The sequence below is a fragment of the Streptococcus sanguinis genome, from assembly GCF_019928825.1.
Lineage (GTDB): Bacteria > Bacillota > Bacilli > Lactobacillales > Streptococcaceae > Streptococcus > Streptococcus sanguinis_L.
In genome coordinates, this window is the sequence record NZ_JAHZOP010000002.1 from 316151 (window position 1) to 335733 (window position 19583).

Consider the following 19583-nt stretch of genomic DNA (forward strand, 5'->3'; position numbering starts at 1 on the left):
TCGATTCAAAAAGATGGCCGAGCTAACTACTGAAAAGAGGTGAAGTGGATGGCTAGAGATAGAGAGAAAGACGAGCTCAGCAGTCCAGAACTATCAAGCTGGGAAGGAAACTCAGAATTGCAGGACATCATCATCCAAAAAGTCCTTGCTAGATGCCAAACCTTACTGGATAAAGAGCCTGTTCTTTTCACAAATATCTATCAGGATGCCTGGGAATTGGTAACAAGGGCCAGACGCAAGGCTGAAGAGCTAGGACTAGCTGTCGTGATAACGGTGGTTGATTCAGCAGCACAAGTCGTGATGACCTATCGTATGGAAAATGCCTTGTTAGTGAGTAACGATATGGCTTATAAGAAAGCTTACACAGCTGTTGGCATGAGGATGCAGTCCAAGGATTTAGCACCTTTAACTCAGCCTGGCCAGTGGCTCTACCAGCTGGAAACGATGACTGACAATAAGGTCGTTAGTTTAGCAGGTGGCATTCCTATTTATTGCCAGTCAGAGATGATTGGCGGTATCGGCGTCAGCGGAGGAAGTTCTGAAGAAGACCAGTCCATTGCTGAGTATGCTGTAGGACTGTAGAGAAGCAATCTAGCAAATTAAATAATATCAGAGGAGAGAATACCGCTTGCAATCCATGCTTTGGAGCTAGGGATTTTCTCCTGTTTTACGAGCACATTTCTCTTATACTTTCTTAGAATCCATATTGCGCTGTAGAAGCAATATAGAGGAGAGAGTATAAAGTATTTCGAAATGAAGGAGTATGGAGTATGGAAAAATATCTAGGTGAATTTTTAGGCACCATGGTTCTGATGGTTTTTGGGAATGGAATCGGAGCGTCTATCAGTCTTAATAAGAGTCTCGCAAAAGGTTTCTCTCCCAACTGGTTTACCGTTGTATTTGGCTGGGGCTTGGCAGTAACCTTGGGTGTCTATACGGCAGGATTTTATAATACTGGCGGTCACCTTAACCCAGCTGTCACCATTGCTTTTGCGGTGGGTGGCATCTTCCCCTGGGAGCAAGTAGTGGGCTATATCATCGCTCAGATTCTAGGGGCTTTTGTTGGAGCGGCTATTGTAGTGCTCTTCTATTATCCCCATTTCAAAGAAACCAAGGCAGAAGAAGGAAACTCAGTTGGCGTATTTGCTACTGGACCAGCCATCCAGAATCCAGCATTTAATCTGCTTAGCGAAATCGTTGCGACTTTCTTCTTCATCTTTGCACTTTTGATGATAACGCACGGCGAAATCACGCCTGGACTCACTCCACTCTTAGTTGGCTTCCTCATTATGGCTGTCGGCTTGTCTTTGGGTTCGACGACAGGTTTTGCCCTCAACCCAGCCCGGGACTTCGGCCCACGCCTTGCTTATGCCCTCTTGCCAGTTCCGAATAAAGGAGATGCAAACTGGGCTTATGCTTGGGTGCCAATTGTAGGACCGACTATCGGCGCTGTCTTGGCTGTCTTGGCAGTCAATGCTATGTAATATATAAAATAGTAAATAAGCTAGCCGACCATTTGAAGCTAGCTTATTTATCTAACAAGTAGCAATGGAAAATTTCAGTTTTCAAAAAACGTTATTTGAAAAAATCACTGTTTTCATTGCTCAGGAGAAAAATATGTCTAAAAAAATTTTTGCGATTAATGCGGGCAGTTCGTCATTAAAATTTCAACTGCTCAGTATGCCTGATGAAAACCTTTTGGTGAAAGGAATTTTTGAAAAGATTGGCTTAAAGGAAGGCATTTTTAAGATTGAATTTGAAGGTCAAAAAGAAAAGGAACTGTTGGCCATTCCTTCGCACCAATTTGCTGTGGATTACCTGCTGAACTTTCTTTTGGAGCGGAAGCTGATTGCTTCTCTGGACGAGATAGATGGAGTCGGTCATCGCGTAGCTCATGGCGGAGAATCCTTTGATGATTCTTCTTTGATAGATGAGCAAGTGCTATCCATCATTGAGAAGCTGTCTTTCTTGGCTCCTAGTCATAACCCTGTCAACTTGGTAGGGATTCGAGCTTTCCAAAAGGCTTTGCCGGAGACAGGACAAGTGGCTGTGTTTGATACAGCTTTTCATCAAAGCCTTTCAGAAGCTTATTATCTTTATCCTCTTTCCTGGGATTACTATCATAAATACGGTTTGAGAAAGTATGGTTTCCATGGAACGAGTCACAAGTATATTGCTCAAAAGGTACAGGAGATTTGGGAAGGGCAAGGAGAAGCTGCGGAGCATTTGAAGATTATCAATTGCCATTTGGGCAATGGTGCTAGTATCTGCGCCATTAAAAATGGTCAGTCTGTCAATACTTCGATGGGATTCACCCCCTTGGCTGGCCTGATGATGGGTTCCCGCTCAGGTGATATTGACCCTATGATTCTCCCTTTCCTGCTAGAACAGGAAAAATTATCAGCTCAGCAATTAAGTGATGTCCTCAATAAAGAATCCGGTCTGCTAGCGATCTCCCAGCTTAGCAATGATTTAAGAGATGTTTTGGAGGCTTGTGACAGAGGCGATGAAAAAGCTAGTCTAGCAGTTAATATGTTTGTCAACCGTATCGCTCAGACTATTGCAAGCTACATCACAGATTTAGATGGTCTGGATGCCTTGGTCTTTACCGCTGGAATCGGGGAGAATTCAGCCTTGATCCGCAGCTTGGTCGTTCAAAAGCTCAATTGCTTAGGACTTTCTTTGAATCAGGCAGCTAACGAGCAAGGTCAGCTCTTTATTCAAAATTCCCAGTCTCAGGCTAAAATTCTCATTCTTCCAACCAATGAAGAATTGATGATTGCTCAAGACACCATGCGCTTGCTGGATTTTAAGTAGCCGAAAGAGTGATAGAATGTTCAAGGAGTGATAGGTCTTATCAGAAAAAGGTCTCTTTAGCAAAAAGAACACTTTTTATCTTTGTATTGTTTGGACTCGAAAAGACAGAGTAAAACCTCTGCCTTTTCTTTTTTATCCTCTAATCTCCTGCTATCTCCCGGTTCTGTAAGCACAGTCTGATGGAGCTTTTTTGCTTTTTTCATTCTTGAAAGATATAGGAAAACATGCTATAATGAAAAGAACATTCTAAAAATCAGAAAGATTATTATATAGTAAGGAAAAAAATGGCGAATATTTTAAAGACTATCATTGAAAATGATAAAGGTGAATTAAGAAAATTAGAAAAAATGGCTGACAAGGTCTTGGCTTATGAAGACGAAATGGCAGCCTTGTCTGATGAAGAACTTCAGGCAAAAACAGAAGAATTCAAGAAACGCTATGCTGATGGTGAAACTCTCGATCAGCTCTTATTTGAAGCTTTTGCGGTTGTCCGTGAAGGAGCTAAGCGAGTGTTGGGACTCTTCCCTTATAAGGTTCAGGTTATGGGAGGAATCGTTCTCCATCATGGTGACGTTCCGGAGATGCGTACTGGTGAAGGAAAAACCTTGACTGCGACAATGCCAGTTTACTTAAATGCCCTTGCAGGCAAAGGTGTGCACGTTGTCACAGTCAATGAATACCTGACTGAGCGTGATGCGACCGAAATGGGTGAACTCTACTCTTGGCTGGGCCTTTCTGTCGGTATCAATCTGGCAGCTAAGTCTCCATCTGAGAAGAAAGAAGCGTACGCTTGCGACATTACCTATTCAACAAATGCTGAAATCGGCTTTGACTATCTGCGTGATAACATGGTAGTCCGCGCTGAAAACATGGTACAGCGCCCACTCAATTATGCCTTGGTCGATGAGGTGGACTCAATCCTGATTGACGAAGCGCGGACACCGTTGATTGTATCAGGACCGGTTTCTTCAGATACCAACCAGCTTTATCATATGGCTGACCACTATGTTAAATCGCTAGATAAGGACGACTACATCATCGATGTTCAGTCTAAGACTATTGGTCTGTCTGACTCAGGTATTGACAAGGCAGAAAGCTACTTCAAGCTAGACAATCTCTACGATATTGAAAATGTTGCCCTGACTCACTTTATTGACAATGCTCTGCGAGCTAACTACATCATGCTCCTTGACATTGACTATGTGGTTAGTGAAGATCAGGAAATTCTGATTGTCGATCAGTTTACCGGTCGGACAATGGAGGGACGTCGTTACTCCGACGGTCTCCACCAAGCGATTGAAGCCAAAGAAGGTGTGCCGATTCAGGAAGAAACAAAGACTTCTGCTTCCATTACTTATCAGAACCTCTTCCGTATGTATAAGAAGCTGTCCGGTATGACAGGTACAGCTAAGACAGAGGAAGAAGAGTTCCGTGAAACATACAACATTCGTGTTATCCCGATTCCAACCAACCGTCCGGTGGCACGTATTGACCATTCTGACCTGCTCTACCCAAGTATTGATTCTAAGTTTAAGGCAGTTGTGCAGGATGTTAAAGAGCGTCATGAAAAAGGCCAGCCAGTTCTGGTTGGTACCGTTGCGGTTGAAACCAGTGATTATATTTCTAAGAAATTGGTAGAAGCTGGGGTTCCTCACGAAGTTCTTAATGCGAAAAACCACTATAAAGAGGCGCAAATCATCATGAACGCCGGTCAACGTGGTGCGGTTACCATTGCAACCAATATGGCTGGACGGGGAACCGACATCAAGCTGGGTGAAGGTGTTCGCGAACTGGGTGGTCTCTGCGTTATTGGTACAGAACGCCATGAAAGCCGCCGGATTGATAATCAGCTACGCGGACGTTCTGGTCGTCAGGGTGATCCAGGTGAGTCACAGTTCTATCTATCACTGGAAGATGAGTTGATGCGTCGTTTTGGCTCAGAGCGCATTAAAGCCCTCTTGGATCGGATGAACCTTAGCGACGAAGATTCTGTTATCAAGTCTGGCATGCTGACCCGTCAGGTAGAGGCAGCTCAGAAGCGTGTCGAAGGAAATAACTACGATACGCGGAAACAAGTCTTGCAATATGATGATGTGATGCGTGAGCAGCGGGAAATTATCTATGCCGAGCGCCATGATGTTATTACTGCTGACCGTGACCTCAGTCCTGAAATCCATGCTATGATTAAGCGGACTATCAACCGTATTGTTGATGGCAGCAGCCACTCTGATCAGGATGATAAGATTGAAGCGATTTTAAACTTTGCTAAGTATAACTTAGTTTCAGAAGATTCTATTTCTGATAGCGATTTGGAAGGCAAGTCTGACCAAGAAATCAAAGATTATCTGTTTGAACGTGCATTGGAAGTCTACGACAGTCAGATTGCTAAGCTGCGAGATGAAGAAGCTGTGCGTGAATTCCAGAAGGTCTTGATCCTGCGCGTGGTGGACAGCAAGTGGACTGACCATATTGACGCCCTTGACCAGCTGCGCAATGCTGTTGGACTGCGTGGCTATGCTCAGAACAATCCAGTTGTCGAATATCAAGCAGAAAGCTTCCGTATGTTCAACGACATGATTGGCTCTATTGAGTTTGACGTGACTCGTCTGATGATGAAAGCGCAGATTCATGAGCAAGAGCGCCCTCGGACAGAGCGGGCTATCAATACCACAGCTACCCGCAATATCTCTGCCAAGGCGCCAAATATGCCTGAGAATGTAGACCTATCTAACGTAAAGAGAAATGACCCTTGTCCATGTGGTTCTGGCAAGAAGTTCAAGAACTGTCACGGCCGCAAAAAGTAAAACATAAAAGAAGGAGAATAGATGACCTTTAAAGCAACTAGTCAACCCATTGATGTGGCAGAAGTTCGCCAACTTGCTAAGCTAGAAGGCGACATGTTAGCTCGCAAGGAAAAGCGTGACCGAGAGTTGGAAGCCATTCTGCGTGGCCAAGATGACCGCATTCTCTTGGTTATCGGTCCCTGCTCTTCAGATAACGAAGAAGCGGTGCTAGAGTATGCCAAGCGTCTATCTGCTCTCCAAGAAGAAGTAAAAGACCGCATTTTCATGGTCATGCGGGTTTATACTGCTAAGCCTCGGACGAACGGAGATGGCTACAAAGGGCTTATTCATCAGCCTAATGCGACTGCCGCTCCTAGTCTGATTAACGGTATCAAGGCAGTTCGCAATCTGCACTATCGGGTTATTTCTGAAACGGGCATGACCACAGCTGATGAGATGCTCTATCCAGAAAATCTGCCTCTGGTAGATGATTTGATTTCTTACATGGCTGTAGGAGCTCGCTCGGTCGAAGATCAGCAGCACCGCTTTGTAGCTAGTGGAGCGGATCTGCCTACTGGCTTGAAAAATCCGACTTCTGGCAATCTCAATGTCATGTTTAACGGCATCTATGCAGCTCAGAACAAGCAGAGTTTCCTCTTTTCCGGTAAGGAAGTAGAAACATCTGGGAATCCTTTGGCGCATGCCATCTTGCGCGGTGCTCTGAATGAATACGGCAAGAATATTCCTAACTACTATTATGATAACCTACTGGACACCATTGCCCAGTATGAAAAAATGGGCTTAGAAAATCCCTTTATCATCATTGACACCAATCATGATAACTCTGGTAAGCAGTATCTGGAGCAGGTTCGTATCGTTCGCCAGACTCTGATTAACCGGGACTGGAATGAAAAGATTAAGGCTACAGTACGTGGCTTTATGATTGAGTCTTATCTGGAAGACGGTCGTCAGGACGAGCCAGAAATCTTTGGCAAGTCCATTACTGATCCTTGTCTGGGCTGGGCCAATACAGAACAGCTGGTTCGTGAAATTTATGATACATTAGGAAAATAGTATGGCATTTATAGAAAAAGGTCAGAAGATTGACATTGAGCAGATTAAGTCCAGAACCAGACTGACTGGTCAGGCCTTGACTCATAAAAACAAGCGAGACCAAGAACTAGCTGAGATTCTCAGTGGGGAAGACGAGCGTATTCTCTTGGTGATTGGTCCTTGCTCATCAGACAATGAAGAGGCTGTGCTGGAGTATGCCCGCCGTTTGTCAGAGCTGCAGAAGAAGGTCGCAGACAAGATTTTTATCGTCATGCGCGTCTATACTGCTAAGCCGCGGACCAATGGGGATGGCTATAAGGGCTTGGTTCACCAGCCAGATACTTCTAAAGCTCCTAGTCTTATCAATGGTTTGCAGGCTGTTCGTCAGCTGCACTACCGCGTCATTACAGAGACTGGTCTGACGACGGCTGATGAGATGCTCTATCCGTCCAATCTTGTGCTGGTGGACGACTTGGTAAGCTATCATGCTGTGGGTGCTCGCTCAGTTGAAGACCAGGAGCACCGCTTTGTGGCGTCAGGTATTGACGCTCCAGTCGGCATGAAGAATCCAACTTCTGGTAATCTGGGAGTTATGTTTAACGCTGTCTATGCGGCACAAAATAAGCAGACTTTCCTTTTTCATGGCCAGGAAGTAGAAACCTCTGGAAATCCTTTGGCTCACGTTATTCTGCGTGGGGCAACCAATGAATACGGTAAGAACATTCCAAATTTCTACTATGAAAATATGCTGGATGCCATTTCCTACTATGAAAAGATGGGCTTGGAGAATCCTTTCATCGTCATTGATACCAATCACGATAACTCTGGCAAGCAGTATCTGGAACAGATTAGAATTGTGCGTCAGACCTTGCTTAATCGGGATTGGAACGAAAAGATTAAGAGAACGGTTCGTGGTTTTATGATTGAGTCTTATCTTGAAGATGGCCGGCAAAATGAGCCGGAAGTCTTTGGTAAATCCATCACCGATCCTTGCCTGGGCTGGGACAATACTGTTCAGCTCATTGAAGAAATTTACAACACTTTAGATAAATAAGGAAAATTGAAAGGGACAGTCTTGACCTGTAAAGAGGACTAACTGTCGGGTGAAGACGAACTCAGCTGGCGGCCCAGCTGAGTTTTGTCGCCTTTCCAGAGAATGATATGATAAAAGGACACGGAATTGACATAGAAGAACTGGCTGCCATTGAGCGAGCCTATCTGAAAAATGCCCGCTTTGCAAAGAAAGTCTTGACAAAGGCGGAGCTTTCTCGTTTTGAGGAGTTATCCGGCAAGCGGAAAATAGAATTTCTGGCTGGCCGTTGGGCTGCCAAGGAGGCATTTTCTAAAGCTTGGGGAACCGGCATCGGTAAGCTCAGGTTTCAGGACTTGGAGATTTTAAACGACCGTCAGGGAGCGCCTTATTTCAGTCGTTCACCTTTTACTGGCAAGGTTTGGATTTCGCTCAGCCACGCTGCTGGCTTAGTTACAGCCAGCGTAATTTTGGAGGAAAATGATGAAAGCTAGTCTGCATAGACCCAGCAAGGCAGTGATTGATTTAGCTGCTATTGCTTTTAATATTAGACAATTGAGTGCCCATCTGCCTCAGACGACAGAGAAGTGGGCTGTCGTTAAAGCCAATGCTTATGGCCACGGATCTATTGAGGTTTCTAAGCACATTGACACCCTCGTAGATGGATTTTGTGTGTCTAATATTGATGAAGCCTTGGAGCTTCGCTCAGCTGGCATTGGAAAAAAAATTCTGGTGCTAGGGGTGTCAGATTTGGCTGCGCTTCCGCTAGCTAGAAAGGGAAAGGTGTCTCTGACCGTAGCCAGTCTGGAGTGGTTGGATCTAGCTTTAGCTGCGGAAAAAGACTTAACAGGATTGAACTTTCATATCAAGATTGACTCTGGTATGGGGCGGATTGGATTTCGAGATAGTCAGGAAGCTCAGGAGGCAATCCATCGCTTGCAGGCTGCTGGGGCTGTCGTGGAGGGAATTTTTACCCACTTTGCAACAGCAGATGAAGCGGAGCACCATAAGTTTGAAGCCCAGCTGGCTCGTTTCCATCAGATCTTATCTGAGCTGGACAGTGTTCCTCCTCTCGTTCACGCTAGTAATTCCGCCACCTCTCTCTGGCACAGCGAGACCGTTCTAAATGCTGTCCGGCTGGGTGACATCATTTATGGCCTCAACCCTAGCGGAAGAGTCTTAGAACTTCCTTATGAATTCAAGCCAGCTCTGTCGCTGGTCTCAGAATTGGTGCATGTCAAGGAAGTTGAGGCTGGAGCAGATGTTGGCTATGGAGCCACCTACACCAGCAAGTCTCAAGAGTGGATTGGCACCATTCCTTTGGGTTATGCGGATGGCTGGACACGCGATATGCAGGGCTTTGATGTCTTGATTGATGGTCAGCTCTGCCCTATTGTTGGCCGCGTTTCCATGGACCAAATTACAGTGCGCCTGCCTCAGTCTTATCCCCTTGGCACGCCGGTTGTGTTGATTGGAAATAGCGGAGCGGAGACCATTACGGTGACAGATGTGGCAGAAAAGCGTGGCACCATTAACTATGAGGTGGTTTGCTTGATTAGCGACCGTGTACCGAGGGTATATAAAGACTAAGAAGATTAATGTAGGGAACCGCTTGAAGTATTTGATAATGTTCTAGCTTGAACCCCCTGTCTGCGATATTAGCACCGCAGCAGCATCAGAACTGAAAGAGGAATTATGAATTTACACCAACCTTTGACGGTTCTGCCTGGTGTGGGACCGAAATCAGCAGAAAAATTTGCCAAGCTGGGTCTAGAGACCTTGCAGGATTTGCTGCTTTATTTTCCTTTTCGTTATGAGGATTTTAAGAGTAAGAATGTCCTAGACTTGGAAGATGGAGAAAAGGCGGTTGTTTCTGGTCAGGTCGTAACCCCGGCTAATGTCCAGTATTATGGCTACAAACGCAATCGCCTGCGCTTTACCATCAAGCAAGGGGAAGTCGCTCTGGCAGTTAATTTCTTTAACCAGCCTTATCTGGCGGACAAGATTGAAGTGGGAGCCAATATAGCTGTCTTTGGCAAGTGGGACAAAGCCAAGGCCAGTCTGACTGGAATGAAACTGCTGGCTCAGGTAGAGGACGACTTGCAGCCTGTCTATCGGCTGGCTCAGGGAATTAGTCAGGCTAGTTTGGTCAAGCTGATTAAGACTGCCTTTGACCAAGGATTAGACATGCTCTTAGAGGAAAATCTGCCCCAGCCCCTACTGGAACGCTACCAGCTAGTGAGCAGAGTGGAGGCTGTGCGGGCTATGCATTTTCCAAAGGACTTGGCGGACTACAAGCAGGCTCTTCGGCGGGTTAAATTTGAAGAACTCTTTTATTTTCAAATGCAGCTGCAGGTCTTAAAGAGAGAAACCAAGGCTGTCAGCAATGGATTAAAAATTGATTGGCAGTTGGATGCTGTGGCCGAGAAAAAGCAGAGCTTACCTTTTGAACTGACTTCAGCTCAGGAGCGCAGTCTGACAGAGATTTTGCAGGATTTGCGGTCGCCTGGACATATGAATCGCCTGCTGCAGGGCGATGTGGGAAGCGGAAAGACAGTAGTCGCTGGTCTAGCTATGTATGCTGTTTATACAGCTGGCTTTCAGTCAGCTCTGATGGTTCCAACAGAAATTTTGGCTGAGCAGCATTTTGACAACCTAGCTCAGCTATTTCCAGAATTGAAGCTGGCCCTGCTAACTGGTGGGATGAAAGCAGCTGAACGCCGGGCGATATTATCAGCGATTGAAAACGGTCAGGTGGACATGATTGTCGGAACCCATGCCTTAATTCAGGAAGGGGTGCGTTACCATGCATTGGGCTTGGTCATTATTGACGAGCAGCATCGCTTTGGGGTGGAGCAACGCCGGATTTTACGGGAAAAGGGAGACAATCCTGATGTTCTCATGATGACAGCGACGCCTATTCCCAGAACCCTTGCTATCACAGCATTTGGTGATATGGATGTGTCCATTATTGACCAGATGCCGGCGGGACGCAAACCTATCATCACCCGTTGGGTCAAGCATGAGCAGCTGGAAGTCGTCCTCGACTGGCTGAAAAAAGAGCTCCACAAGGGTGCTCAGGTCTATTTTATTTCTCCTTTGATTGAGGAATCTGAGGCGCTGGATCTTAAGAATGCCATTGCCCTAGAAGAAGAATTGACAGCTTATTTTGGTCAGCAGGTACAAGTGGCCCTGCTTCATGGCAAGATGAAGAGCGAGGAAAAAGAGGCGATTATGCAGGCCTTCAAGGAAGGACGGACTGATATTCTGGTCTCTACTACAGTCATTGAGGTCGGAGTCAATGTCCCCAATGCTACGGTGATGGTCATCATGGACGCAGACCGCTTCGGACTCAGCCAGCTTCATCAGCTGAGAGGCCGCGTTGGCCGGGGGAGCAAGCAGTCTTATGCCGTCCTTGTTGCCAATCCTAAGACGGAGTCGGGCAAGCGCCGCATGAAAATCATGACTGAGACGATTGATGGATTCCTGCTAGCTGAAGAGGATTTGAAAATGCGAGGTTCCGGAGAAATCTTTGGCACTCGGCAGTCTGGTATTCCTGAGTTTCAAGTGGCAGACATCGTAGAAGATTATCCGATTTTAGAAGAAGCCAGAAAGGTTGCCAGCCAGATTACAGCTGATCCGAACTGGCGGACAGATCCTAATTGGCACTTGATTGCTCTTCATTTGGACAAGCGAGATTACCTAGATTAAGAGTTCTTTGGATTAAGTTTCCTGCAAGTTATTTATAAGTAGGCTTTAAGTTTGAGGGATTATACTATTGTCAAATCAAAGAAAGAGGTAAGACCAATGACAATGTAAGCATCCCTTAAAATCCCGTAACCAAAGCTTGAAGACTAGAAGACTTGCGAGGTATGAGCCACTCAAAAAATAAGAATAATTTAGAATTTTTTCATCAACAATCTCCTAACAAATCACAAGCTTCACCCAATCGGTGAAGTTTTTTGTATTTGATTGAAAAGACTTGTTCATTTCAATTAGTAGATAGAGATTGCTGGACTTCTTTGACTATAAGCTTTCCCTAAGAAATCTATAAGAGATTCTTAAGTTTAGGGCTGTATTCTTATATCCAAGTAAGAACAAAAAGATTAGGGACCAAACTTGAAGCCAAACACTCCAAGAGTTTCGTTTTTGCTCTTAAAGAATGAATGATAAGCGAGGTAAAAGCTATGAAAGTTACAATCAAAGTCCACTATCCGAAGACATTTAAGCAAGCTCAGAAAATGGAGGTGACCTATGGTAAGTGATTATATTTTTGAAATTCTAGAGTCTCTGTTTGAGGTTATCTTCTAAGACCAGCGATTCAATGAGGTTTTTCCAGTGTTAGAATATGAAAGAGTCAAAAAAGTGCTAAGTAACCTTAGCACTTTTTGATTTAAAGAAAATAAATAGGGATTTTATTCTCAGCCTTCCATATAATCCCGGAGTTCTTGGTCTTTGAGTCCAGCATTCAGGGCGATGAGCAGTTTGATTCTGGCTTTTTGGGCATTGAGCTCTTTGACAAAGAAGATACCAGCTTGGTGCAGCTGAACGCCGCCTCCTTCATAAGCATAGACTGGTTCAGCGATTCCGTTAAAGCACCGAGAGACCAGAGCAATTGGCAAGCCGGCTGCTATCATATTAGACAGTTTGTCAGCTACTTCCTTGGGGAGGTTGCCAGCACCGAATGCCTCTATGATGAGGCCATCTATCTTGTCTAAATCCAGCATGTCCAGAAGTTCTGTCTTCATACCCGCATAAGCTGGAATAATGGGCACCAGACCAGAGATGCTGTTCAAGTCAAAGCGGACTCGAGGCTCCGCTGTCTTAAAATAGAGAATCTCCTGTTTCATAATCAAGCCAAGCGGTCCGTGAGTCGGTGTCTGGAAGGTGCTGACATTGGTCGTATGGGTCTTGGTTACATACTTGGCAGCATGTGCCTCATCATTCATAACGACAAGCACGCCTTTATCACTGGCTTTTTCATCACTAGCCACCCGCAGGGCTGTCAAGTAGTTATAGACACCGTCGCTCCCCAGCTCATTGGAACTGCGCATAGCTCCGGTCAGAACGACCGGAATCTTCGGCAGCTGCATAGTATCCAGAAAGTAAGCCGTCTCTTCTAAAGTGTCCGTCCCATGAGTAATGACTACTCCATCAAATTGGTCAGCACTGGCTTTGATTTTTTGGTAAAGTTTGAGCATGTGTTGGGGTGTGATATGAGGACTGGGAATATTAAAAAAGTCAATGACTTCCGTCTCTATCCCCTCAAGCGGAACGGTCACATGGTTCATAGGGTTATCAGCATTGGTGACGACAGCCCCAGAGCCGTCAGCCTGCATGGAAATGGTTCCACCTGTGTGCAGGACTAAGATTTTCTTTGTCATAAATCCTTTTTCTCCTTGTAGTTATGATGCAAATTCGAAAACTTACATTATATTTTCATAGATTTTTCAATTCTGTTGTAAAGATATTACTCCAGCTTTTCTTTTCTGCAATTCATGTGATTGTATGCCATTTTTGTGTTATAATTTATTGTATCATAAAAGGAAAGAATGAGAAAATCAATGGAAGTAAAGGCCGTCTTTTTTGATATTGATGGGACACTGGTCAATGACAGTCGAACGGTTTTGAAATCTACAGAAAAGGCTATTCAGAGTTTAAAGGAGCAAGGAATATTGGTCGGTTTGGCAACCGGCCGTGGCCCTTTCTTTGTCAAACCTTTTATGGAGCAATTGGACTTAGACTTTGCTGTGACCTATAATGGCCAGTACATTTTTTCAAGAGACAGAGTGATTTCTGCCAGTCCCATTGACAAGCAGAGTTTGCGGGATTTAATCGCCTATGCTAAGAAGCATCGGAAAGAGATTTCCTTGGGGACGGCTGAGGCTATGCTGGGCTCCAAGATTATGTCCTTCGGCATGAGCCCTTTCTCCCAGTGGACTAGCCGCTTCATCCCTAAGCGAATGGCGCGAACAGTCAGTCATGGATTTAATAAGGTCATCAGCAAGGCCTTGCCCCAGCATGAAAAGGATCTCCTGCAGCTGATTCAGGAGCCGATTTATCAAGCTTTGATTTTAGCCAGTCCAGAAGAAAGCCGTAAGATTGAAGCAGACTTTCCTGATTTGAAATTTACCCGCAGCAGCCCCTATGCAGTCGATATTATCAATAAAGACACGTCTAAGCTAGAGGGGATTCGCCGAGTCGGCAAGGAATATGGTTTTGACATTCATCAGGTCATGGCCTTCGGTGACTCTGACAATGACTTGGAAATGCTATCGGGAGTTGGCCTGTCCATTGCTATGGGAAATGGAACCAGCTCGGTCAAGGAAGTGGCCAAGCACACAACCACCAGCAATAGTCAGGATGGGATTCACAAGGCTCTGGAGCATTTTGGTATCCTAGCTAGGGAAAAGGTCTTTACCAGCAGCGACCATCACTTTAATAAGGTTAAAGAGTTCCATAGTGTCATGGATGAAAGCACTCAAGAAGAACCTATTGCTTGGACGCCTCAGGACGCTCGCTATCGGGCAGGCTTCAAACTGGAAGAGCTGGTCGAGTTTCTGCGTGCGGCTAGTAACTCAGAGGAAGACTTTGACAGTTCTGTAGCCTATCTCCATCAAGCGCTTGACAAGGCTGCCGACAAGGTTCGCTCCAAGAGTCAGGCTGAGGTTTCTCTAGTCGGTCAGGTAGATGCTTTGATTGATACTCTTTATTTCACTTATGGCAGCTTTGTCCTGATGGGAGTCGATCCAGAGAAGCTGTTCGATATTGTGCATCGGGCTAATATGGGCAAAATTTTCCCAGACGGGAAGGCTCACTTCGACCCCGTCACCCATAAAATCCTCAAACCAGATGACTGGGAAGAAAAATACGCTCCCGAAGGAGCTATCAAAGAAGAACTGGAAAGACAAATTCAGGCCTACCAACGTAGCATAGAGCAGAAAGAAGAAAACTAGAGCAGTCAGTGAACTGCTCTAGTTTTTATAACGTTTTTTCTGGATCTCTGACAACCAGCAAGTCAACCTTGGCGTGGCGCAGGATATATTCGGAGGACGATCCGACTAGCAGCCGCTCAAAGGCATTGAGGCCGGTAGCACCAACCATAATTAGATCTACCTTGTGCTCTTCTGGAATATCTGTAGCCAAGAGAGTCTTGGGATTGCCCATCTCAATGACAATGTCAACATACTTGATACCGAATTTTTGAGCCTTTTCTTTTAGCTCTGCTGTCAGCTTTTTGGCATCTTCCTGCAAGTCCTCGTAGACATCTGCATCAAAGGTTGAGACACTTTGCAAAGCCCGAGTGTCAATGACGTGGGCGATGGTGAGACGAGAGCCGTTTCGGAGAGCCACGTTAACGCCTTTTTCAAAGGCTAGTTCGGATTCGTGAGAACCATCTACAGCAACCATAATGTTTTCATATTTCTGAGTCATAGAGCTACCTCCTTTTAAAATGGTCGGCAAAGGACGTCGCATCATTCACAGAATGATTAGGCTGACCGAAAATCAATCAGTCCATAACGTCCGAGTGATTTGCAACTATTTTCTTGTTTCTATTGTAACCCTTTTCAGAAAAAAAGTAAAGATAAAATGGAAATGCTGTCAGAAAATTGCAAGCTGAGAAAGAGTCCGTTACTTTGAGGAATTAGAAGGAGAATGGCGCTTTGTATCCTATGATTCTCTTTTTAATTACATGAAAAGTGAGTTTATTTTTTGTTGTCAATCGCTTTTTCTGGTGGTATAATGATAACATTCTGATGAATAGAGGAAAAATAAGAATGAAAGAATTTGACAAGTCCAGCAAGCTGGAACATGTTGCCTATGATATTCGCGGTCCAGTTTTGGATGAAGCTATGCGCATGCGGGCCAATGGTGAAAAGATTCTCCGCCTCAATACAGGGAATCCGGCTGAATTTGGTTTTACCGCTCCAGATGAGGTCATTCATGATTTGATTATGAATGCGCGTGACAGTGAGGGCTACTCTGACTCCAAGGGAATTTTTTCAGCCCGCAAGGCTATCATGCAGTATTGCCAGCTTAAGAATTTTCCTAATGTAGATATTGATGACATTTATCTGGGAAATGGCGTCAGCGAGCTGATTGTCATGTCCATGCAAGGACTGCTTGATGACGGTGACGAGGTGCTGGTACCGATGCCAGATTACCCGCTCTGGACGGCTGCAGTCAGTCTGGCTGGTGGGAATGCTGTTCACTATGTCTGTGATGAGCAGGCAGAATGGTATCCAGATATTGACGATATCAAGTCAAAAATCACATCTAATACCAAGGCTATCATTATCATCAACCCTAACAATCCAACGGGGGCACTTTATCCTAAGGAACTTCTGCTGGAAATTGTGGAAATTGCTCGCCAGAACAATCTCATTATCTTTGCGGATGAAATCTATGACCGCATGGTGATGGATGGCAATGTCCACACCCCTGTGGCTAGTCTAGCTCCGGATATCTTCTGTGTCAGCATGAATGGTCTTTCTAAGTCGCATCGCATTGCAGGCTTCCGGGTTGGCTGGATGGTGCTATCTGGGCCTAAGCATCATGTTAAGGGTTATATTGAAGGGTTGAACATGCTCTCCAACATGCGCCTGTGCTCTAATGTCTTAGCTCAACAAGTCGTTCAAACCTCACTTGGCGGTCATCAATCTGTGGATGAACTGCTCTTGCCAGGTGGCCGTATCTATGAGCAGCGTAATTTCATCTATCAGGCTATTCAGGATATTCCGGGGCTATCAGCTGTAAAACCTAAAGCTGGTCTCTATATTTTCCCGAAAATTGACCGGAACATGTATCACATCGACGATGATGAGCAGTTTGTGCTCAATTTTCTCAAACAGGAGAAAGTCCTTCTCGTCCATGGACGAGGCTTTAACTGGCAGGAACCAGATCATTTCCGCATCGTTTATCTGCCTCGAGTAGATGAGCTAGCTCAAATCCAAGAGAAAATGACGCGCTTCTTGCGCCAATATCGCCGTTAATAAGCGGATGTTACAAAAAGGCTGGAAAATATTCCGGCCTTTTTCTTATCTATTTTACATATTTTTTAGTTCAATGACTGTCTTTAAATTGCAAAAATAAAAAATTAAGATGCTCTGGAAATCGAATTTGAGGTCGATTGGTAAAAATTATAGGCGGTTTTACCGACATTTTTTAGGAATTTATCCAACATTTTTTATGTATCTGTCCAAAAATGCTTAAAAAAATGTGTTAGCGTCTTCCTTCCAGAAGACAAACATGGTAGAATGTGTTTGTCAATGTTTTTAACAATGATGAAAAAGTGGAGGAGATTATATTGACAATGAAAAAGACACTTAGTGCTTTTTCTGTCAGTGCAGCGGCATTGTCTTTGGTGCTCGCAGAAGGAGTTCAGGCTGATCAATTAGTTGATAATCAGTCTTATTCTGATGCGCCCGTTAGTCAAAGCCAACCACAGGCAGAAAACACACAGAAGGATGAATCTGTTTCGAAAGAACAGGTAGACGCTGCTCAGGCTCTTGTACAAGAAGCCGACAGCAATGTTGCACAAGGGAAAGCTGATTTGGCTCAAGCTCAGGCAAATACTGCTGCAGCTCAAAGTCAGGTCGAGCAAGCACAAGCTGAAGCTAACCGGGCACAGGAGGCAGCTGATAAAGCTGGTCCGGAAGCTATTGAAACAGCTAAGCAAGAAGAGAGCAATCAAAAAGCTCAAGTGGAAAGCAACAAGTCAGAACTGGCTAAAGCTGACCAAGCAACCAAGACGGCTCAAGCTGAGCGCGATGCTCAGGCAGCCAAGACTAAAGAAGCTCAAGAGCAAGCGAAAACTCAAGAAGGACGCCTTGCTAAAGCTCAAAATGACGTGAAGGAAGCTAAGGCCAACCTAAGTGGGGACGCTACAGCTAAAGCAGAAAAAAATGTGAAAGCAGCCCAAGACAAGGTGGCAGCTGACCAGTCTGCTGTTGAAACAGCTCAAGCAAAAGTAGCTACAGCTCGTCAGACTGACAGTCAGAAGCAGGCTGAGGTTGCAAAAGCTCAGACCAACCAGACTCAGGCTAAGACAGCACGTGATGCTTCTCAGAAGAACTTGCAGGACAAAACTGCTGCAGCTGAGAAGACTCAGTCAGACTTGAACCAAGCTCAACAGGCTTTGCAAAAGGCTCAAGTTGGAACAATTACTACTGAAGCTTCTAGCAATAAAAACCGTGTGTCAATGACTCCGGAATACATTGCAGCCTTGAGAGAGTTAATTGCACCGAATTTATCAGAGCAAAAAACTAAAGAGATTCAAAATAGACTTGCTGCACTGAATGCCAGTGCTAAGGCTCTCAATCGTTATGTAGCTGATCCTACAGATAGCAAAGCTTTGATTAATACCAACAATATTCCACAGAATGTTCGTCAGGAACTTTCACAGTTTGCTTCAGAACTCATCAACCAGCTGCGTGCTCAGATGGGAACAGGTGAAGTAGTTGTGACACCATCTTCCATTGAGTTTGCAGATAAGGTAGCAACAGAATACCGCAAGGACAACTGGAACTGGGATTTGATGGAGAAATACCATCACGATGCTAGAGGAATCAACCGCGTAGCACGTGAATATGGTTTAATGACCACAAGTGCTGAGCAAGAAAGCAAAGGTCTTCAGTATTATGAAAACGCTTATATCTGGAGAGAAAATGCTAGTCAAATGAGTGTGGCTGAAATGAAGAGACGGGTCTATGATTCTGTTGTTGAATTCATGTTCAATGGCTACGAATGGCTGCATGCTACATCTATCTCAGGTCTCAATACTGGCCGCCAGAAAAACTATCTGGGAGTTGATTTCTCAATGGAAGGCGACATCACTATGGCTCATTTCACCATGGTGTCAGAAGATCAGATCAAATATGCTAGCAAAAAGAACTTCAATGCCAGCCCTATTACAGGAAAAGCTCCAACAGCAAAAGTAGATCCGCAGGAAGTAGCTCAGGCTCAAACTGCCTATGACGCTGCCTTCAAAGCCAATCAACTGGCTCTGGCATCTAAGGGAGTTGCTCAAACCACTTACAATCGGAAGGCCGCAGCCTTAGAGCAAGCCAATCAGCAACTGGCTCAGGCCCAAGCTCAAGCAGGTGAGTCAGCAACTGCTCAGGCCCAAGCAGCTCTTGCTGCAGCTCAAGAGAAGTTGGCAGCTGATCAAGCGGCTTTGGCAGCAGCACAAGCAGCCCTGCAAAACTCAAACTTGGATGACAAGACTAAAGCAGAAAAATTAACTCAGGCCCAAGAAGCCCTGACTGCTGTTCAAGCGACAGTTGCCGCAGCTCAAGAAGCTCTAAAAACTGAATCAGATAAGTTGGCTCAGCTAGACGCAGCTTTGAATGCAGCAAAAGAAAGAAAGACTAATCTTGAAAAAGCTGTTACAGATGCTGAAGCAGCTTTGCAAATGGCTAAAGAGTCATTGTCAAATCTTGAAAATGCAGAAGAAAACTTGGAACAAGCTAAAACTAAACTAGCCGCAGCTCAGGCTGCTTACCAAGCAGCTCTTACAGCTCAAACAGATCAAGAAGCAAAAGTAGCAGTTTTAACTGCGGTTCAAGCACAAGCTAAGGCGACCTACGACTTGCTAGCTCAAACTTATGCTGAGCAAAATAAGGAAGAAGATATTCGTTATTACCAATCTGTTTTGGCTCACACAGAGGAGCGCTTCGCTCGCTCTCCGCTTACTGGACAAGCTGGAGATCCTCAGCATACAGCTCTTGGAACTACTGGAACTGCTAGCTCTGGAAATCATAAGCAGGCAGCTGCTTCAGGTCATACCTTGCCTAAGACAGGGGAAAACTCTTCTTGGCTCATTCTTGCAGGCCAAATGCTTCTGCTCATGGCTATGAAATTGTTCTACAAGAAACGTTCTCTTGATTAGAAAGAACAAA

At 45.0% G+C, this 19583-nt stretch carries 14 protein-coding genes; 12 read left to right on the plus strand and 2 right to left on the minus strand.

The features are described from left to right. Window positions 1-48 precede the first annotated feature (48 nt). The 9 genes from K1J09_RS05120 to recG all read left to right on the plus strand — a co-directional run bounded on the left by K1J09_RS05120 (window position 49) and on the right by recG (window position 11394). Window positions 49-582, plus strand: coding sequence for a GlcG/HbpS family heme-binding protein (locus K1J09_RS05120; RefSeq protein ID WP_223323177.1), 534 nt, complete (start codon window positions 49-51; stop codon window positions 580-582). 188 nt (window positions 583-770) lie between these two features. Beyond that, window positions 771-1484, plus strand: coding sequence for an MIP/aquaporin family protein (locus tag K1J09_RS05125; RefSeq protein WP_002907132.1), 714 nt, complete (start codon window positions 771-773; stop codon window positions 1482-1484). A 133-nt stretch (window positions 1485-1617) separates the two neighbouring features. Continuing rightward, a complete protein-coding gene (locus K1J09_RS05130; RefSeq protein WP_223323179.1) occupies window positions 1618-2817 on the plus strand; it encodes an acetate/propionate family kinase in 1200 nt (399 codons plus the stop codon). A 284-nt stretch (window positions 2818-3101) separates the two neighbouring features. Further along, on the plus strand, window positions 3102-5621 hold the full coding sequence (gene secA, locus K1J09_RS05135) for a preprotein translocase subunit SecA (protein ID WP_125410662.1): 2520 nt from the start codon (window positions 3102-3104) through the stop codon (window positions 5619-5621). Between the two features lie 21 nt (window positions 5622-5642). Beyond that, window positions 5643-6674: a 3-deoxy-7-phosphoheptulonate synthase gene (locus K1J09_RS05140; RefSeq protein WP_176799394.1), complete on the plus strand. Its 1032-nt coding sequence runs from the start codon at window positions 5643-5645 to the stop codon at window positions 6672-6674. A 1-nt stretch (window position 6675) separates the two neighbouring features. Then, window positions 6676-7707, plus strand: coding sequence for a 3-deoxy-7-phosphoheptulonate synthase (locus K1J09_RS05145; protein WP_223323181.1), 1032 nt, complete (start codon window positions 6676-6678; stop codon window positions 7705-7707). A 107-nt stretch (window positions 7708-7814) separates the two neighbouring features. Further along, window positions 7815-8177 (plus strand): holo-ACP synthase, encoded by a 363-nt coding sequence (acpS, locus tag K1J09_RS05150; RefSeq protein WP_072073511.1) that lies wholly within the window; start codon window positions 7815-7817, stop codon window positions 8175-8177. Next, a complete protein-coding gene (gene alr, locus K1J09_RS05155; protein ID WP_317627841.1) occupies window positions 8167-9273 on the plus strand; it encodes an alanine racemase in 1107 nt (368 codons plus the stop codon). Before acpS ends, alr begins: the two co-directional genes overlap by 11 nt. 105 nt (window positions 9274-9378) lie before the next feature. Then, window positions 9379-11394, plus strand: a complete 2016-nt coding sequence (gene recG / locus K1J09_RS05160) for an ATP-dependent DNA helicase RecG (protein WP_223323185.1) — start codon at window positions 9379-9381, stop codon at window positions 11392-11394. A gap of 710 nt (window positions 11395-12104) precedes the next feature. Here the strand turns inward: recG and K1J09_RS05165 are convergent. Further along, window positions 12105-13067 carry an asparaginase gene (locus K1J09_RS05165; protein ID WP_223323187.1) on the minus strand — a complete coding sequence of 321 codons (963 nt, stop codon included), beginning with the start codon at window positions 13065-13067 and terminating at the stop codon, window positions 12105-12107. A 180-nt stretch (window positions 13068-13247) separates the two neighbouring features. On the opposite strand from K1J09_RS05165, the gene K1J09_RS05170 reads away from it, so the two are divergent. After that, window positions 13248-14639, plus strand: coding sequence for a Cof-type HAD-IIB family hydrolase (locus tag K1J09_RS05170; RefSeq protein WP_317627842.1), 1392 nt, complete (start codon window positions 13248-13250; stop codon window positions 14637-14639). Window positions 14640-14664: 25 nt separating this feature from the next. On the opposite strand, the gene K1J09_RS05175 is transcribed toward K1J09_RS05170, so the two are convergent. Next, the gene (locus tag K1J09_RS05175) at window positions 14665-15117 is read right to left on the minus strand and encodes a universal stress protein (protein WP_223323191.1); all 453 of its coding nucleotides are present in this window, start codon (window positions 15115-15117) and stop codon (window positions 14665-14667) included. Between the two features lie 344 nt (window positions 15118-15461). Between K1J09_RS05175 and K1J09_RS05180 the strand changes: the two genes are divergently transcribed. Both K1J09_RS05180 and K1J09_RS05185 read left to right on the plus strand, forming a co-directional pair. After that, the gene (locus tag K1J09_RS05180; protein ID WP_223323192.1) at window positions 15462-16676 is read left to right on the plus strand and encodes a pyridoxal phosphate-dependent aminotransferase; all 1215 of its coding nucleotides are present in this window, start codon (window positions 15462-15464) and stop codon (window positions 16674-16676) included. A 320-nt stretch (window positions 16677-16996) separates the two neighbouring features. Further along, entirely contained in the window at window positions 16997-19573 is a 2577-nt protein-coding gene (locus K1J09_RS05185; RefSeq protein ID WP_223323194.1) for an SEC10/PgrA surface exclusion domain-containing protein, read from the plus strand. Window positions 19574-19583 lie beyond the last annotated feature (10 nt).

Excerpts from the sequence above, each read along its gene's own strand:
- K1J09_RS05125 (WP_002907132.1), top strand. The coding sequence starts at position 771 with ATGGAAAAATATCTAGGTGAATTTTTAGGCACCATGGTTCTGATGGTT.
- alr (WP_317627841.1), top strand. The coding sequence starts at position 8,167 with ATGAAAGCTAGTCTGCATAGACCCAGCAAGGCAGTGATTGATTTAGCT.
- K1J09_RS05145 (WP_223323181.1), top strand. The coding sequence starts at position 6,676 with ATGGCATTTATAGAAAAAGGTCAGAAGATTGACATTGAGCAGATTAAG.
- K1J09_RS05130 (WP_223323179.1), top strand. The coding sequence starts at position 1,618 with ATGTCTAAAAAAATTTTTGCGATTAATGCGGGCAGTTCGTCATTAAAA.
- secA (WP_125410662.1), top strand. The coding sequence starts at position 3,102 with ATGGCGAATATTTTAAAGACTATCATTGAAAATGATAAAGGTGAATTA.
- K1J09_RS05170 (WP_317627842.1), top strand. The coding sequence starts at position 13,248 with ATGGAAGTAAAGGCCGTCTTTTTTGATATTGATGGGACACTGGTCAAT.
- K1J09_RS05185 (WP_223323194.1), top strand. The coding sequence starts at position 16,997 with ATGAAAAAGACACTTAGTGCTTTTTCTGTCAGTGCAGCGGCATTGTCT.
- recG (WP_223323185.1), top strand. The coding sequence starts at position 9,379 with ATGAATTTACACCAACCTTTGACGGTTCTGCCTGGTGTGGGACCGAAA.
- K1J09_RS05120 (WP_223323177.1), top strand. The coding sequence starts at position 49 with ATGGCTAGAGATAGAGAGAAAGACGAGCTCAGCAGTCCAGAACTATCA.
- acpS (WP_072073511.1), top strand. The coding sequence starts at position 7,815 with ATGATAAAAGGACACGGAATTGACATAGAAGAACTGGCTGCCATTGAG.
- K1J09_RS05180 (WP_223323192.1), top strand. The coding sequence starts at position 15,462 with ATGAAAGAATTTGACAAGTCCAGCAAGCTGGAACATGTTGCCTATGAT.
- K1J09_RS05175 (WP_223323191.1), bottom strand. The coding sequence starts at position 15,117 with ATGACTCAGAAATATGAAAACATTATGGTTGCTGTAGATGGTTCTCAC.
- K1J09_RS05140 (WP_176799394.1), top strand. The coding sequence starts at position 5,643 with ATGACCTTTAAAGCAACTAGTCAACCCATTGATGTGGCAGAAGTTCGC.
- K1J09_RS05165 (WP_223323187.1), bottom strand. The coding sequence starts at position 13,067 with ATGACAAAGAAAATCTTAGTCCTGCACACAGGTGGAACCATTTCCATG.